At 71.3% G+C, this 15003-nt stretch carries 8 protein-coding genes; 5 read left to right on the top strand and 3 right to left on the bottom strand.

The window, feature by feature from the left end; all coding sequences use genetic code 11:
• The 5 genes from D7W82_RS19040 to D7W82_RS19020 form a co-directional block, all read left to right on the top strand.
• Positions 1 to 984 (top strand): SIS domain-containing protein (locus tag D7W82_RS19040; protein ID WP_147439390.1); only part of this gene is annotated, 984 nt, incomplete at its 5' end.
• Entirely contained in the window at positions 984 to 2156 is a 1173-nt protein-coding gene (gene nagA / locus D7W82_RS19035; RefSeq protein WP_120619707.1) for an N-acetylglucosamine-6-phosphate deacetylase, read from the top strand. The genes D7W82_RS19040 and nagA, both read left to right, overlap by 1 nt.
• 57 nt (positions 2157 to 2213) lie before the next feature.
• A complete protein-coding gene (locus tag D7W82_RS19030) occupies positions 2214 to 4250 on the top strand; it encodes a glycosyl hydrolase family 18 protein (RefSeq protein WP_120619706.1) in 2037 nt (678 codons plus the stop codon).
• 259 nt (positions 4251 to 4509) lie between these two features.
• A complete protein-coding gene (locus tag D7W82_RS19025; protein ID WP_120619705.1) occupies positions 4510 to 8172 on the top strand; it encodes a DUF3857 domain-containing protein in 3663 nt (1220 codons plus the stop codon).
• Between the two features lie 85 nt (positions 8173 to 8257).
• A complete protein-coding gene (locus D7W82_RS19020; RefSeq protein WP_199727785.1) occupies positions 8258 to 10549 on the top strand; it encodes a hypothetical protein in 2292 nt (763 codons plus the stop codon).
• 22 nt (positions 10550 to 10571) lie between these two features.
• Here the strand turns inward: D7W82_RS19020 and D7W82_RS19015 are convergent, their stop codons facing one another.
• The 3 genes from D7W82_RS19015 to D7W82_RS19005 are packed head-to-tail and all read right to left on the bottom strand — an operon-like array spanning position 10572 to position 14985.
• Positions 10572 to 12743: a bifunctional alpha,alpha-trehalose-phosphate synthase (UDP-forming)/trehalose-phosphatase gene (locus D7W82_RS19015; protein ID WP_120619704.1), complete on the bottom strand. Its 2172-nt coding sequence runs from the start codon at positions 12741 to 12743 to the stop codon at positions 10572 to 10574.
• A gap of 13 nt (positions 12744 to 12756) precedes the next feature.
• Complete coding sequence (locus D7W82_RS19010) at positions 12757 to 13899, bottom strand: hypothetical protein (protein ID WP_120619703.1); 1143 nt, start codon at positions 13897 to 13899, stop codon at positions 12757 to 12759.
• Between the two features lie 48 nt (positions 13900 to 13947).
• Positions 13948 to 14985 carry an NAD-dependent epimerase/dehydratase family protein gene (locus D7W82_RS19005; RefSeq protein WP_120619702.1) on the bottom strand — a complete coding sequence of 346 codons (1038 nt, stop codon included), beginning with the start codon at positions 14983 to 14985 and terminating at the stop codon, positions 13948 to 13950.
• Positions 14986 to 15003 lie beyond the last annotated feature (18 nt).

The raw sequence follows: 15003 nt of genomic DNA, 5'->3' as shown, positions 1-15003 counted from the left end.
GCCGCCGCCCGCCGCCAGCTCGAACGCTGCCGCGACACCTTCGCCTACCTGGGCGCTCGCCTGCGCCGCACGCCGCCCCGCTTCGTCGTCACCTGCGCCCGGGGCAGCTCCGACCATGCGGCCGTCTACGGCAAGTACCTCATCGAGACCACGCTGGGCCGCGCCGTCGCATCCCTGGGCCCCAGCGTCGCGTCCGTCTACAACACGCGCGCCCTGGACCTGCGCGACGCGCTCTTCATCGCCGTGTCCCAGTCCGGCCAGAGCCCCGACCTGCTGCGCATGACCGAGGCCGCCCGCGCGGGAGGGGCCGTCGTGCTGGGCTTCATCAACGACGAAGCCTCTCCGCTCGCCGCGCTGTGCGACGTGCGCATCCCGCTGTCCGCCGGCCCCGAGCACAGCGTCGCCGCCACCAAGTCCTATCTGCTCTCCGGGCTCGCCTTCCTCCAGCTCGTCGCGCACTGGTCGGACTCCGCGGAGCTGCATGACGCCGCCCGGCGGCTCCCGGACGCGCTGGAGGCGGCGGGCAAGCTCGACTGGTGGCCGGCGCTCTCAACGCTCAAGGACGCCAGCAGCCTCTACGTCGTCGGCCGGGGCAGCGGCCTGGGCGCCGCGCTGGAGATGGCCCTCAAGCTCAAGGAGACCTGCCGTCTGCACGCGGAGGCCTTCAGCACCGCGGAGGTCCTCCACGGTCCGCTCGGGCTGGTGCGGCCGGGCTTCCCCGTGCTCGCGCTGGGGCAGGAGGACAACGCCGCGCAGGGCACCCGCGACGTCGTGCAGCGCATGGTCGAGCTGGGCGCGAGCGTCCACACCGCCCTGCCCGTCCCCGGCGCGCAAGCCCTGCCCACGTTGCCGGACGTCCCTGCCGCCATCGCGCCGCTCTGCCAGGTGCAGAGCTTCTACTTCGCGGTGCACCAGCTCGCGACGGCGAGAGGCCTGAACCCGGATGCACCCGCGCACCTGCGCAAGGTCACGGAGACCGTGTGATGATCACCGTCCTCCAGGGCGCCCGCGTCTTCACCGGGGACCAGTTCCTCGAAGGGCACGCCGTCGTCATCGAGGACGGCACCGTCCGCGCCGTGGTGCCCCAGACCGGACTCCCCACCGGCGCCACCGCGCACACGCTGCCGGATGACACACTCCTGGCCCCCGGCTTCGTGGACGTGCAGGTCAACGGCGCGGGCGGCGTGCTCTTCAACGACACGCCCACCGAGGAGGCCGCGCTCGCCATCGCCTCCGCCATGCGCACGTGCGGCACCACGGGCCTGCTCCCCACCTTCATCACCGACGACGCCGCCCGCATGCGCGAAGCCTGCGAGGCCGCGCTCACCGCCACCGCGCGCCCGGACAGCGGCGTGCTCGGCATCCACCTGGAAGGCCCCTTCATCAGCCGCGAGCGCGCGGGCGTCCACGTGCCCTCGTTCATCCGCACGCCCGACCCTCGCGACCTCGACTACCTCACCGCCCTGCCCCGCCGCTTCGCCGCGCACGGCGGCCGCGTGCTGATGACGCTCGCTCCCGAGTGCGTGGACGACGCCACCCTGCGCCGCCTCGCCAACTCCGGCGTCGTGCTCAGCGCGGGCCACACCGCCGCCACCAGCGAGCGCACCACCCAGGCACTGAACTCAGGCGTGCGCGGCTTCACCCACCTGTTCAACGCCATGCCTCCAGTGATGAACCGCCAGCCCGGGCCCGTCGTCGCCGCGCTCACCCATGACGACGCGTGGTGCGGCGTCATCGCGGACGGCGTGCACGTGCACGCGGACAACCTGCGCCTGCTCCTCAAGGTCAAACCACCGGGCAAGGTGTTCCTCGTCACGGACGCCATGCCGCCCGTCGGCACGCCCGTCACGTCCTTCACCCTCCAGGGACGCACCATCCTGCGCCGCCACGGCCGCCTGGAGACGGAGGACGGCACGCTCGCGGGCGCGGACATCGACCTCACGGCCGCCGTGCGCCACTGCGTCCATGGGCTCGACGTGCCCCTGGAGGAAGCGCTGCGCATGGCCTCGCTCCACCCCGCCACCTTCATGGGACTGCATGGCCACCGGGGCCGCATCGCCCCCGGCCATCGCGCGGACCTCGTGCTGTTGAAGCCGGACCTTTCCGTCCACAGCACATGGGTGGGCGGTCAGGCAAAATCCAACGCCAGCCATTAACCCGGAAAAATGGGTGCGTGACTCCTTCCGCGTGTACCGCAGGCGAGGAGAACACGAATGCGTCGTAGCAAATGGATTGTGGGCCTGGTGGCGTCCGCGCTGACCGTCGCGGGTTGTGGTCAGGAGTCCTTCGCTCCCGAAGCCGGGGGCCCGGGCAGCGTGATGAAGGCGCCGCTGGAGGCCGCGTGGGCCGTGGGCGTCGCCTACTCCGTGGGCACGCGCGTCACCTATGAAGGCCGCGTCTATGAGTGCCGTCAGGCCCACACGTCCCAGGCGGACTGGACGCCGACGGCCGTGGCGGCGCTGTGGTTGGACCTGGGCCCCGTGACAGGCGGCGGCGACACCACCGCGCCCGTCGTCAGCGCGTCCAGCAGCAGCACGAGCGTCACCGCCGCGGGCTCCATCACCATCTCCGGCAGCGCCACGGACAACGTGGGCGTGACGAAGCTTGAAATCCTGGAGAACGGCACCCTCGTCGCCACCGCGTCCTCTTATACGCGCAGCTTCTCCGGCTCCGGGCAGAACGGCACGTACACGTACACCGTGAAGGCGTACGACGCCGCGGGGAACGTGGGCTCGAAGACCGTCACCGTCACCGTCGCCATCCCCTCCAACGGCGACGTCACCGCCCCCGTCGTCACCGCCAGCGCCAGCGCGTCGCGCATCACCGCCGCGGGCTCCTTCACCGTCTCCGCGAGCGCCACGGACAACGTGGGCGTGACGAAGCTTGAAATCCTGGAGAACGGCTCGCTCGTGGCCACCGCGTCGTCGTTCACGCGCGCCATCTCCACGTCCGCGCAGAACGGCACGTACACGTACACCGTGAAGGCGTACGACGCCGCGGGCAACGTGGGCACCAAGACCGTGAGCGTCGTGGTGGAACTGCCCGGCACGCCTCCGCCGGGCGGCAAGCGCATCGTCGGCTACTTCACCGCGTGGGGCATCTACGGCCGCAACTACCAGGTGTCCAACGTCCCGGCGTCGAAGCTCACGCACATCAACTACGCCTTCTCCAACATCTCCCCGGACGGCAAGTGCATCCTCGGGGACCCGTTCGCGGACATCGACAAGGGCTTCGGCTTCCCCGGCGAGTGGGACCCCGGCGCGCTGCGCGGCAACTTCCGCGCGTTCAAGGAGCTGAAGAAGACGAACCCGAACCTCAAGCTGCTCATCTCCATTGGCGGCTGGTCCTGGTCCAAGTACTTCTCCCAGGTCGCCGCCACCGCCGCGGCGCGAACCGCGTTCGTGAAGTCCTGCGTGGACCTGTACGTGAAGGGCCAGTTCCCCGGCGTCACCCCGGCCAACGGCGTGGGCGTGTTCGACGGCATCGACGTGGACTGGGAGTACCCCACCGGCGGCGGCCTGCCGGACAACATCAGCAGCCCGGCGGACAAGGTGAACTACACCCTGCTCATGCAGGAGTTCCGCGCCCAGCTGGCCGCCGTCACGGCGCAGACGGGCCAGCCCTACCTGCTCACCATCGCGTCGGGCGCGTCGCCGGACCTGCTCGCCAACAAGCAGGAGACCGTGAAGCTGGCCGGCATCCTCGATTGGATCAACGTGATGTCCTACGACTACCACGGCGCCTTCGAGAGCACGGTCAACTTCCACTCCGCGCTCGACCGCGTGACGGGTGACCCGGGCGCCAACGACGGCTTCTACACGGACGGCTCCATCGCCAGGATGCTCCAGCTGGGCGTGCCCGCCTCCAAGATCGTCGTGGGCGTGCCCTTCTACGGCCGCGGCTGGGGCAACGTGCCCAACGTGAACAACGGCCTGTTCCAGTCCGGCGTCCCCACCAAGGGCACCTGGGATGACGGCCAGTCCGGCCTCACCGGCGTGTTCGACTACAAGGACCTCAAGGCCAACTACGAGCGCGCGGGCTCCGGCTACACGAAGTTCTTCCACCCGGAGAGCAAGCAGGCCTACGTCTACAGCCCGACCACGAAGGTGTGGGTGGCCTACGACGACGTGCAGAGCATGAACGCCAAGTCGGACTACATCCTGGCCAAGGGCCTGGGCGGCGCGATGTTCTGGGAGCTGAGCGGCGATGACGGCAGCCTCGTCAACGCGCTCTACAACAAGCTCCACTGACGCCTCCCCTTCGGGGGGAACGCACCCACACCGGGGCCGGCACGGGCATCACGCCCGCGCCGGCCCTGTGCGTTTTCGTGCCCTGGCCTTCACGGGCCCACCCCGCCCCACACCGCTCCGGCATAGAGTGGGGCTCGGATGGGTTGCCTGCCCGCCGTCCGGGGCCGCATGCAGGGGAAGGCCGTGACGGGTCCGCCTGTTCACTGGCGTCATCGCCCCATGCCTGCCCCCGGGCGCCGTCGAACTTCGAGGAGAACGGATGTCGCGTTTCACATCGCTGGCCGCACTTGTCGTGCTCACCTGCCCCGTGCTGGGGCTCGCGAAGCCGAACGCGGACGACCGGGCCCGCGAGTACGCGGCCGAGGCCGTCAAGGCCGCCAACTCGCCACGCGGCGGCGCCGCGCTCCTGCGCATGCACGCGCTGGTGGATGACGTGGAGGACCTCACCCCGCTGGTGAGCACCTACCAGCAGATCGCGTCGCGCCGCTCGTCGGACGCGAACACGCGCACCACCGCCCAAATCCTGCTCATGGACGCGGAGCGCTCGCGCGGCCGGATGGTGCGCGCCAACGAGGTCCGCCAGTGGCTGGGCTTCGTCAACGACTACTACGTCGTGGGCGGCTTCGAGAACGAGGGCAAGGCCGGCTGCGACACGGACTTCGGTCCGGAGGCCGCCAACCTGGACCTCACCGCGCGCTACCCCGGCGCCAAGGGCCACGAGGCCACCTGGCGCAAGCTGTCCGTCACGTCCGCGGACGGCTACGTGGACCTGGCCACCGCCGTGCGCCCCAACAAGGAGTCCGTGGCGTACGCGCTCACCTGGCTGGAGGTGCCGCAGGACACGCGCGTGCCGCTGGCCCTGGGCACCTCCGGCGGCTATCGCCTGTGGGTGAACGGGCAGCTGGCGTCCAAGGAGGACCGCTACAACCTGCCGCGCCCGGACCAGACGCGCGTGTCGGTGAAGCTCAAGAAGGGCCTCAACCGCGTGCTGCTGAAGGTGTGCCAGGAGTCCGGCCCGCTGGGCTTCTACCTGCGCTCGGAGACGGCCTCCGCCCGCGCCTCGCTGCCCGCCAAGGCCCCCGCCCTGGAGCGCATGCCCGCGCCCGCGCCGCAGCCTTTGCCCACGCTGACCTCCTCTCTGCGCGCGCTGGTGGAGAAGAACCCGGACGACGCGGCCCTGCGCGGCGACTACGCCCAGGTGCTGTCCTTCTTCCGCGCGTATGACGAGCGCGAGCACACCGCCAGCGCCGAGGCCGCGCTCGCGGCGGAGAGCGCCCCCAACGACGCGCGCCTCCAGGTCCTGGCCGCCAACACCCAGACGGACGACCTCAACGAGCGCCGCCGCTTCCTGGAGGCCGCCGTGAAGGCGGACCCCACCTACGCCCCCGCGCGCCTGGCGCTGGCGGACCATGAGATGGACCGCGGCCACCCGGAGCGCGTGCAGCCGCTGCTCGCCCCCCTCATGGAGGTGGAGGACGGCCGCAACGTGCCGGGCGCGCGCCTCCTGCTCGCCCGCGCGGCGGAAGGACTGGGCGAGCGTGCCCGGGCGCACGCGCTGATTGAGGAGGCCTTCCGTCAGCAGCCGCGCGTGCCCCGCGTGGTGCGCGTGGCCGCCGCGGCGTCCCGTCAGCTGGGCCGCGCCCAGGAGGCCATGGACCGCATGCGCGTGGTGCTGGCGCTGCGCTACGACGACTCCAACACCCGCCGCCAGCTGGCCTCCATGCTCGCGGACGCGGGCAAGGTGGACGCCGCCGAGCGCGAGTACGCGAAGCTCACCGACCTGAACCCGTTCGACAACGGCAGCCGCGTGCGGCTGGCGGAGCTCAAGGCCGCCAACGGCGCCGCGGAGGAGGCCACCGCCCTCTTCACGGAGGCCAAGGCGCTCTCCCCGGACGAGCCGGAGGTGTATGAGCGCGAGGGCCGCGCGCTGCTCGCCGCGGGCCAGCGCGAGCCCGCCCTGGCCGCCTTCGAGAAGTCGCTGCAGCTGCGCCCGCAGAACCCCGGCCTCAAGGAGGCCCTGCGCACGCTCAAGGGCGAGTCCGAGAGCGCGGGCACCCAGTACCTGGTGGACGCGAAGCCCCTGTCCAAGGAGGCCGAGGGCTACGTGCACGAGGACGCCCTGTACCTCGTGGACAACACCTACGTGCGCGTGCAGAAGAGCGGCCTGTCCAGCCGCCTGCAGCAGATGGTGGTGCGCGTGTACAACCAGCGCGGCGTGGACGCGTTCCGCAGCATTCCGGTGACGTACTCGCCGGACCGCCAGGAGGTGCGCGTGCTGCGCGCCCGCGTGACGAAGCCGGACGGCTCCGTGGTGGACAGCTACGGCGACGCGGACCGCAACATCAACGAGCCGTGGACGGGCATGTACTACGACGCCCGCGCGCGCATCCTGTCGTTCCCGTCGCTGGCCGCCGGGGACACGCTGGAGCTCACATACCGCCTGGACGACACCGCGCAGGACAACCTGCTGTCCGACTACTGGGGTGACGTGGAGAGCGTGCAGGGCGTCTACCCGAAGGTGCGCTTCCAGTACGTCGTGGACATGCCCAAGGAGCGGCCGCTGTACTGGAACAAGAGCCGCCTGGCCGGCGTGGAGCAGCAGCAGGAGTCCCCCGAGTCCGGCCGCAACGTGTACCGCTTCGGCGCGAAGCACGTCTCCAAGGTGGTGCCGGAGCCGGGCATGCCGGGCTGGGCGGAGGTCGCCCAGAACCTGCACATCTCCACGTACAAGACGTGGGACCAGGTGGGCCACTACTGGTGGGGCCTGGTGCGCGACCAGCTCCAGCCCAACGCGGAGCTGAAGACCACCGTGGACCAGGTGCTCACCGGCGTGGACCGCAAGGACCAGCTGGCCGTGGTGCGCGCCATCTACTCCTTCGTCGTCACCAACACCCGCTACGTGGCGCTGGAGTTCGGCATCCACGGCTTCAAGCCTTACCGGGTGGACCGCGTGCTCGCGCGCCGCTTCGGCGACTGCAAGGACAAGGCGAGCCTCATCCACTCCATGCTGAAGGTGGCGGGCGTGGACAGCCGGCTGGTGCTCCTGCGCATGCGCAACCTGGGCGCGCTGGACGCGGAGCCCGCGTCGCTGGCGGCCTTCAACCACGCCATCGCGTACGTGCCCAAGTTCGACCTGTACCTGGACGGCACGGCGGAGTTCCACGGCGCCAAGGAGCTTCCTTCCGCGGACCGCGTGGCCAACGTGCTGGTGGTGGACCCCAACGGCACGAGCAACTTCCTCACCACGCCGGAGGCGAAGGCGGAGGACAACAAGACGACGCTGGCCATGGACGTGGCGCTGCGGCCTGACGGCGGCGCGGACGTGAAGGGCCAGAGCAGCGTGTCCGGCCAGTCCGCGCCGGACTACCGCCGCGCCTACCGCCCGGAGTCCACGCGCAAGTCCACCTTCGAGCGCGCCTGGGCCCAGAGCTTCCCCGGCCTCACCGTGCGCGAGGTGAAGCTCAGCGACACCACCCGCCTGGACGACGACGTGACGCTGGACTTCCACATGGGCATCCCGCGCTACGCGGAGGTGCTGCCCGGCGGCAGCCTGCGCTTCCTGCCCTTCGGCACGGGCCGCACGTACCAGCAGGCGTACGCGTCGCTCGCCGAGCGCCGCTTCGACCTGGTGATGCAGAGCCCCTGGGTGAACACCTTCAAGCTGCGCTACACGCTGCCCGGCGGCTACACCGTGGCGGAGATGCCGCAGGCGGTGGAGGAGACCACCCCGTTCGGCCGCGTGAAGCTCAGCTACCGCGTGGAGAACGGCGCGCTCGTCGCGGACGGCGAGGTGGCCCTCTCCGTCGCCCGCATCAAGGCGGACGAGTATCCCCAGTTCCGTGAGTTCCTGGGCCGGGTGGACCGCGCCTTCGGCCGCCGCATCCTGCTCCAGGGGCCGGGACAGAAGACGGCTTCGCGGTAATCGCGGACACTCGCGGCGCCTGCCTGGTGTCGCATCAGCACGGAGGGCTTGACCCGGACGCGGCCCTCCGTGCTTAAGCAGATGCATGCACCCTGCACGCGCGCTCGTCCTTGGCTGCCTGCTGGTGGCGACGGTCGCCACCGCCGGCCCCGTCGTCCAGCTCCCCGAAGGCGCTCGGGCGGTGGAGGTCATCCCCAAGGGCGTGCTGTGCGGCCCCGTGCGCGGCGGCTGGGTGCTGGAGGGCCGCACGCTCAAGCCGCCCACGCGCGCGGATGACGCCAGCCGCACGCTGGAGCTGAAGGTCGCCGCGGACGAGGCCTCCTGCGCCACGGCCACCGACACCGTGGTGGTGGTGGCCACCGGGCCCTTCCCGCGCATCGACAGCGCCTCCACCACGTTCTACCCGGACGACGGGCGGCTGGAGCTCAAGGGCACCGGCCTGAGGAACGTGGCCATCGCCTGGTCCGGGACGCCCCGGGGCGTGGATCCGAAGACGGCCTCCGTGGACGGCCAGGACTTCTGTCTGGAGCCCAACGCCCCCAACGAGTGCGCCGTCCCGCTGGCGCCCGGCCTGCCCACGGACGCGACGCTGTTCTGGGTCCCCGCCTACGGCCGCCGGGGCGCGGACGTGGCGACGTACGACGCCAACGGGCGCTTCCTGGACGACGAGTACTTCCGCCTGCGCCCCGGCCGCACCGTGCTCACGCGGCCCCTGGTGCAGTCCTCCGGCGTGGACCTGTCCAAGGGCCCCGGCTACGCGGCGGTGACGCACTCGGAGGCCATCGCGTCCGTGGACTGCGGCACCGCGCGCTGCGAGGTGACCGAGGGCGCCGTGTCCATCCGCAACGTGCCCGGGCTGAACCCCACGGTGAACCTGCGCCTGCGGCTGGTGCCGCGCGTGTTCTTCGCGAAGGGGGACGCGCTGGAGACGTCCTTCTCGGAGACGCTGCCCGTGCTCGCGTGCCCCATCTCCGCGGTGGAGGGCACGGTGCTGCGCGACGCGGAGAACTCCGGGCTGGTGATGCGCCTGGACGCGTCCTGCGCGCACGACCCGCGCGGCCTCTTGTGGACGGTGAACGGCGCGCGCGTGCGGGTGGAGCGCGTGGTGAAGGCGCAGGACGGCACGTACGTGCTCCTGCGCACCAGCGGAACCAACGAGCCCCAGGTCGTCGTCACCGCCATCACGTCGCGCGTGGACGGCACGGTGGTGGCGTCCGAGACGGCGGACACGCAGGCCGCGCCCGTCCCCCGCGCGACCCTGGAGCTGCCCGGCCACGGCGCCATCGACTTCGTGCCCACCAACCGCCCCGCGGAGGTGACGGTGGCGTCCAACGGCGGCCTGGGCCGCTTCGTGCTGCGCCCGCTGGGCGGGGCCTACACCGTGACGGTGCGCGAGTCCGCCACGCTCATCCAGGGCGAGGCGACCTCCGGCGGCTTCGTGTCGCTGCGCTTCGGCTACCGGCTGCCCACGCTGCCGGCGGAGCTGGCCACGTCCGACCTGTTCCTCACCGACGAGCGCGTGCAGCGCGCGGTGCGTGAAGCCAGCGTGCCCACCAACGTGGAGAACCTGGTGGAGCTCATCTGCGCGGACAAGGAGGGCAACGACGAGAAGCTTTCGCCCAGCCGCCCGCACCGGCTGGACTACGCCATGCGCAACACCTGCCGCGTCGTCGTCCACCGCGAGCGCCTCACGCCGGAGGAGGGCAACCAGGAGATAACCCTGCGCATCACCGTGACGAAGTCCGACAACTCCATCCGGGGCGAGAGCAGCGTGGACCAGCGCCTGTTCCTGCGGCCCAAGGGCGAGGTGCGCGTCATCCCCGTGCAGGGCAACCTGGGCCAGTACGACCGCATCCTCGTGCAGGTGGCGCACGTCGCGGATGAGTCCCGCTACGCCCTCTCCACGGTGGACCGCACGGGCCTGCCGTCCGCGCAGTGGACCGCCATCGTGCGCGGCGGCATGTTCCGCCTCTACACCATGGCCACCATCCCCGCGGGCCTCTACCGCGCGACGCAGCCCACGGGACAGCTGGCCATCAACTTCGGCGTGCTGTCGCGCCTGGCGCTGCTCAACAACGAGGGCCAGGAGCGCCTGCTGGGCATCGAGATGGGCCTGATGGGCCTGGGCCTGGTGCCGCAGTCCGGAGACATCCAGTTCCCGCCCACGCTGGCGGCCGTGCTGGGCCTGGGCCTGCGAGTGCCCATCGGCCCGGGCGCGGCGGTGGGCGCGCAGGCGTGGATTGCCCGCGAGTTCCGGGGCGACATCACCCGGCGCACCAACGGAGACCCCAACACCGACACCGTGGTGCCCTCCAGCAAGTGGTCCTTCATCTTCGGACCCAGCATCTCCGTGGGCAACGTGGGCTTCAACCTCTGAAGCCCACGGGGCGCCCCTTGGGCTACTTCCCGAGCAGCGCCTTCAGGAACCGCCGCACCTCCGGCGGCCCCTCCACGCGGTACGCCGCGCGCGTGTGCTTGTTGCCCGCGTGCACGGTGATGCCGCCCGGCGGCACCGCCGCGAAAAGGTCCTCGTCGGTGACGTCGTCGCCCAGGGCCACCACGCGCACGTCCGGCGCCTCCTCCTTCAGCACCTCCGGCACCACGCGCCCCTTGTTGACGCCCTTGGGCCGCACCTCCACCACCCGATCCCCGGGCAGGATGTTCATGGGCTCCTCGGAGAACTTATCGTGGAGCAGCAGGCGCAGCTCGCGCGCCTGGAGCGCGCCGAACTCCGCGTCCACCTTGCGGTAGTGCCACGCGAGCGACGCCGTCTTCTCCTCCACGAACGAGCCCGTCACCCGCGCCGCGAACGCGTCCAGCACGGGCTTCACCTTCGGCTTCCACTCGAAGGACACGCCCGGCAGCGCCTGCCACGGCTGCCCCAGCCGCATGCGCGACCACAGGCCGTGCTCCGCGTGCAGCCCCACGGGCAGCTCGCCGAACCACGCGTCCAGCGTGTCGCGCGGGCGGCCACTCACGAGGTGCACGGACAGGTCCGGCCGGGCGCACAGCTCCTTCAGCAGCGTCATCAACTCCGGGTCCGGCGCGGCCAGCTCCGGCAATGAGGCGAAGCCCACGAGCGTGCCGTCGTAGTCCAGGAAGAGCACCTTGCGGCCCGGCCCCTTCAGCTTCTCCACGGCGAGCATGCCGTCCGGCAGCGGCGGCCTCTCCTCCACGGAAGCAAGCCCCTGGAGCCGGTCCAGGAAGCTGGCCACCCACCAGTGCACATCCCGCGTCTTCACGCCCGCGCGCAGGGAGCGCATGCGCTCCTGGCGCTCGGGGCCGGGCATCTCCAGCGCCTGTTCGATGGCGTCCGCCATGCCCTCCACGTCGTAGGGGTTCACCAGCAGCGCGTCGCGCATCTCCGACGCCGCGCCCGCGAACTCGCTGAGCACCAGCACGCCGTCCTCGTCCGGCCGGGCCGCGCAGAACTCCTTGGCCACCAGGTTCATGCCGTCGCGCACGGGCGTCACCAGCATCACGTCCGCGCCGCGGTAGAGGCTCACCAGCTGCTTCTCGTTGAGCGAGCGGTAGAGGTAGTGCACGGGCGTGCTGTGCACGGTGCCGTAGAGGCCGTTGATGCGGCCCACGATTTCGTCCACCGTCTCGCGGTACTCGGCATAGGCCTGCACCTGCGTGCGGCTGGGCACGGCCACCTGGATGAAGCGCAGGCGCCCGCGCAGGGACGGCTGGCGCTCCAGCACGCGCTGCACCGCGAGCAGGCGCCGGGGAATGCCCTTGGTGTAGTCCAGCCGGTCGATGCCCACGAGCAGCCGCTCTCCGCGGGCGCGCTCCTGCAGCGTCTTCACCTCGTCCAGTACGGCGGGCTCGCGCGCCAGCGTCTCGAAGGCGGTGGCGTCGATGCCCATGGGGAAGGCGCCCACGCGCACCTCGCGCCCCTGGAAGAGGACGCGGTCGATGTCCGTGTCCAGCCCCAGGTGCCGCAGCAGCGTGCCGGAGAAGTGCCGCACGTAGCTCACCGCGTGGAAGCCGATGAGGTCCGCGCCCAGCAGGCCCTTGAGCAGCTCCCCGCGCCGGGGCAGCGTGCTGAAGATTTCAGACGACGGGAACGGGATGTGGTGGAAGTAGCCGATGCGCGCGTGCGGCAGGCGCTGGCGCAGCATTCCGGGCACCAGCATGAGCTGGTAGTCGTGCACCCAGATGGTGTCGCCCGGCTGGTAGTGCTTCGCGGCCAGGTCGGCGAAGCGCTCGTTCGCCTTGCGGTAGGCGTCCCAGTCCCGGTCCTGCCGGGGGACGCGGTCCAGCATGTAGTGGCACAGCGGCCAGAGCACCCGGTTGGAGTAGCCCTCGTAGAAGCGGCTGACCTCGCTGGCGGACAGGTACAGCGGCACGCAGCGCAGGTCCGCCAGCTGCTTCTCCACCTGCGCGCGCTGGGTGTCCGTCAGGCGGGAGACATCCCCGGGCCAGCCGATCCACATGCCCCCGGAGCGCTCGTGCGGGCGGCTGAGGCCGGTGGCGAGCCCCCCGGCGCTGCGCACCACGGAGACGGAATCCTTCTCCGCCTTGACGGTGACGGGAAGACGGTTCGAGACGAGCAGGAGTCGAGCCATAGACCCACTAGCTCTATTCACCCCTTCCGGGAATGGCTACCACCTTGTGCGCCTGACTGACGTTTGAGGGCCCCTGGCCCGCCCGGGCCCAGCCGAGCCGGACCAGCAGCGCGGGCTCCCTGCCAGCCTTCCACACGAACGCATCCAACACGTAGTGCGTGGCCTGCGGCAGCGCAAGCAGCGGCACCACGAGCGCCAGCACATCCGCCTCCAGGGAGGGGCCACTGTCGCCGAACAACACCGGACGGTCGTGCCACACCAGCACGTCCCACAGCCCCTCCTCCAGCAGCGCGAGTCCCGCGAGGAACAGCAGGAAGCCCGGCAGCCCCGCGCGCAGGAGCACGCCCCAATCGCCGAAGCCCCCTTCCGCGTGGCGCCCGCGTGCGTAGCGGAACAGCAGCGCGAAGTACGGCACGCCGTGCAGCACCACGTTCATCACCGTGAACGCGAAGTCGTCCCGCGCCAGCACGATGCCGCCGAACCACGCCACCCACGTGGCCACCACCAACAGCACCTTGCCGGCCTGCACGCCCTCGCCCCGCGCGATGCGCAGGACCTGGAAGCCGGCCCACAGCGTGAGCACCGCCGCGTGCGCGCCCAGCGCCGCGGTGCCCATCCACCGCGGGAGGCCGGAGAGGAAGTCGTTCTCCACGAACCACCAGAACGCGCGGGGCAGGTTCGCGTGCCACCACACGACGGGGCCCAGCGTGGCGGCGTAGACGGCCGCGGCATCCAGGCGCCGCTCGAAGGCGGACGCACGCGCCTTGCGGTCGTAGAGCGCCACCCAGCCGTACTGCTGGCGGATGAAGTGGAACAGCGCCACGTACGCGAACAGGCTCCAGAACGCGGCCGGGGACACCATGTACGCGAAGACGCCCGCCGTGTACGCGGCGAGCGGCGCGCCCACGTAGAGCCCCGGGCGGCTCGACACCTCTTCACCGTCCAGGTACGTGCGGAACAGCGTGGACCAGACGTGCGCCACGTCCACGCCCACCACGAACAAGAGCCACGCCCACGCGGGCGTGTCCCCCACCGCGCCCAGCCACGGCGCGGCCAGCACGAAGGCCACGGACACGAGCGCGCTGCCGGCGAACACGGTGAGGTCCACGCCACGGCCGAACAGCCAGGCCTGCGCGGGCGAGAGGAGACGAGGCATCGGGCCCGGGAGACTACCAGCCCTCTCGCGACACGCGTCTCCAGGCCTTCACACCAACCCTTCGCGGACCAGCCCCTCCGCGCTGGCGAGCACCGCCTCCGCCGCGGGGCGTGCTCGCCAGCCCAGCAGCCGCTCCGCCTTGGCGGTGCTGAACTCACGCCGCACGCCCAGGTTGCTCACGAGTTGCCGGAGCTCCGGGTCGAACAGGGCGCCGAAGCGCACCAGGAAGTCCGGCGCCATCCGCGTGGACACCTTCGCCGCGCGTGCGCCCAGGTGCTCCCGCAGCAACCGGGCGATGTCGGCGAGCCAGAGGAAGTCGCTCGTCGCCGCGAAGCGCTCCCCGGCGGCTTCCGGCGCCGTCATGGCCTTCAGATGCAGGTCCACCAGGTCACGCACATCCACGAGGGTGAAGCCCAGCCTCGGCAGCCGGGACATCTGCCCGCGCAGCATCCGCGCCAGCAGCTCCAGCGATCCGGAGACGTCCTGGCCCATCACCGGCCCCTGGATGACGGAGGGCAGCACCGTGCTCAGCGTCATCGCGCCTCCCGCCTGTTTCATGAAGGCCCACGCGTCCTGTTCCGCCAGCGTCTTGGAATGCGTGTAGTGATTCACGCCCTTGCCCGTGAGGTCCGTCCACACGGTCTCATCCGTGGGCGGGGCCCCGTCGCCAGGGGGCCCGGACGGAAGCGCGGCCATCAGCGTCGACGTCATCACCACCCGCTTCACGCCCGCCTTCGCGCCCGCCCTCAACACCCGCAGCGTGCCCTCACGCGCGGGGCGGATGAGGTCCTGGCCCTTGAACTCGCCCACCCCCATGGGTGACGCGGTGTGCAGGATGAAGTCCGCCCCGTCCGCCGCCCGGGCCCAGCCCTCGTCCGCCAGCAGGTTCGCGGCGAAGATGGAGAGCCGGTCTCCCGGGTCCACCTGCCGGGAGATGTCCGCCCGGAGCGCCGCCTCCCTCGCCAGGCTCCGCACCGTGGTCCGGACCCGGTAGCCCTGCTTCAACAGGGCCACCGCCATCCAACCTCCCAGGTAGCCAGAGCCCCCGGTCACCAGCACCGTTTCGGCCTTCCAGTCCACGCGCATGGTCCAACCCGCCTCGTC

The organism is Corallococcus sp. CA049B, from assembly GCF_003611685.1.
GTDB lineage: Bacteria > Myxococcota > Myxococcia > Myxococcales > Myxococcaceae > Corallococcus > Corallococcus coralloides.
This window is presented reverse-complemented; position numbering and strand designations above follow the sequence as displayed.

What these genes read in the sequence shown, in the direction of transcription:
- nagA (WP_120619707.1), top strand. Translation starts at nt 984, where the DNA reads ATGATCACCGTCCTCCAGGGCGCCCGCGTCTTCACCGGGGACCAGTTC.
- D7W82_RS19030 (WP_120619706.1), top strand. Translation starts at nt 2,214, where the DNA reads ATGCGTCGTAGCAAATGGATTGTGGGCCTGGTGGCGTCCGCGCTGACC.
- D7W82_RS19025 (WP_120619705.1), top strand. Translation starts at nt 4,510, where the DNA reads ATGTCGCGTTTCACATCGCTGGCCGCACTTGTCGTGCTCACCTGCCCC.
- D7W82_RS19020 (WP_199727785.1), top strand. Translation starts at nt 8,258, where the DNA reads ATGCACCCTGCACGCGCGCTCGTCCTTGGCTGCCTGCTGGTGGCGACG.
- D7W82_RS19015 (WP_120619704.1), bottom strand. Translation starts at nt 12,743, where the DNA reads ATGGCTCGACTCCTGCTCGTCTCGAACCGTCTTCCCGTCACCGTCAAG.
- D7W82_RS19010 (WP_120619703.1), bottom strand. Translation starts at nt 13,899, where the DNA reads ATGCCTCGTCTCCTCTCGCCCGCGCAGGCCTGGCTGTTCGGCCGTGGC.
- D7W82_RS19005 (WP_120619702.1), bottom strand. Translation starts at nt 14,985, where the DNA reads ATGCGCGTGGACTGGAAGGCCGAAACGGTGCTGGTGACCGGGGGCTCT.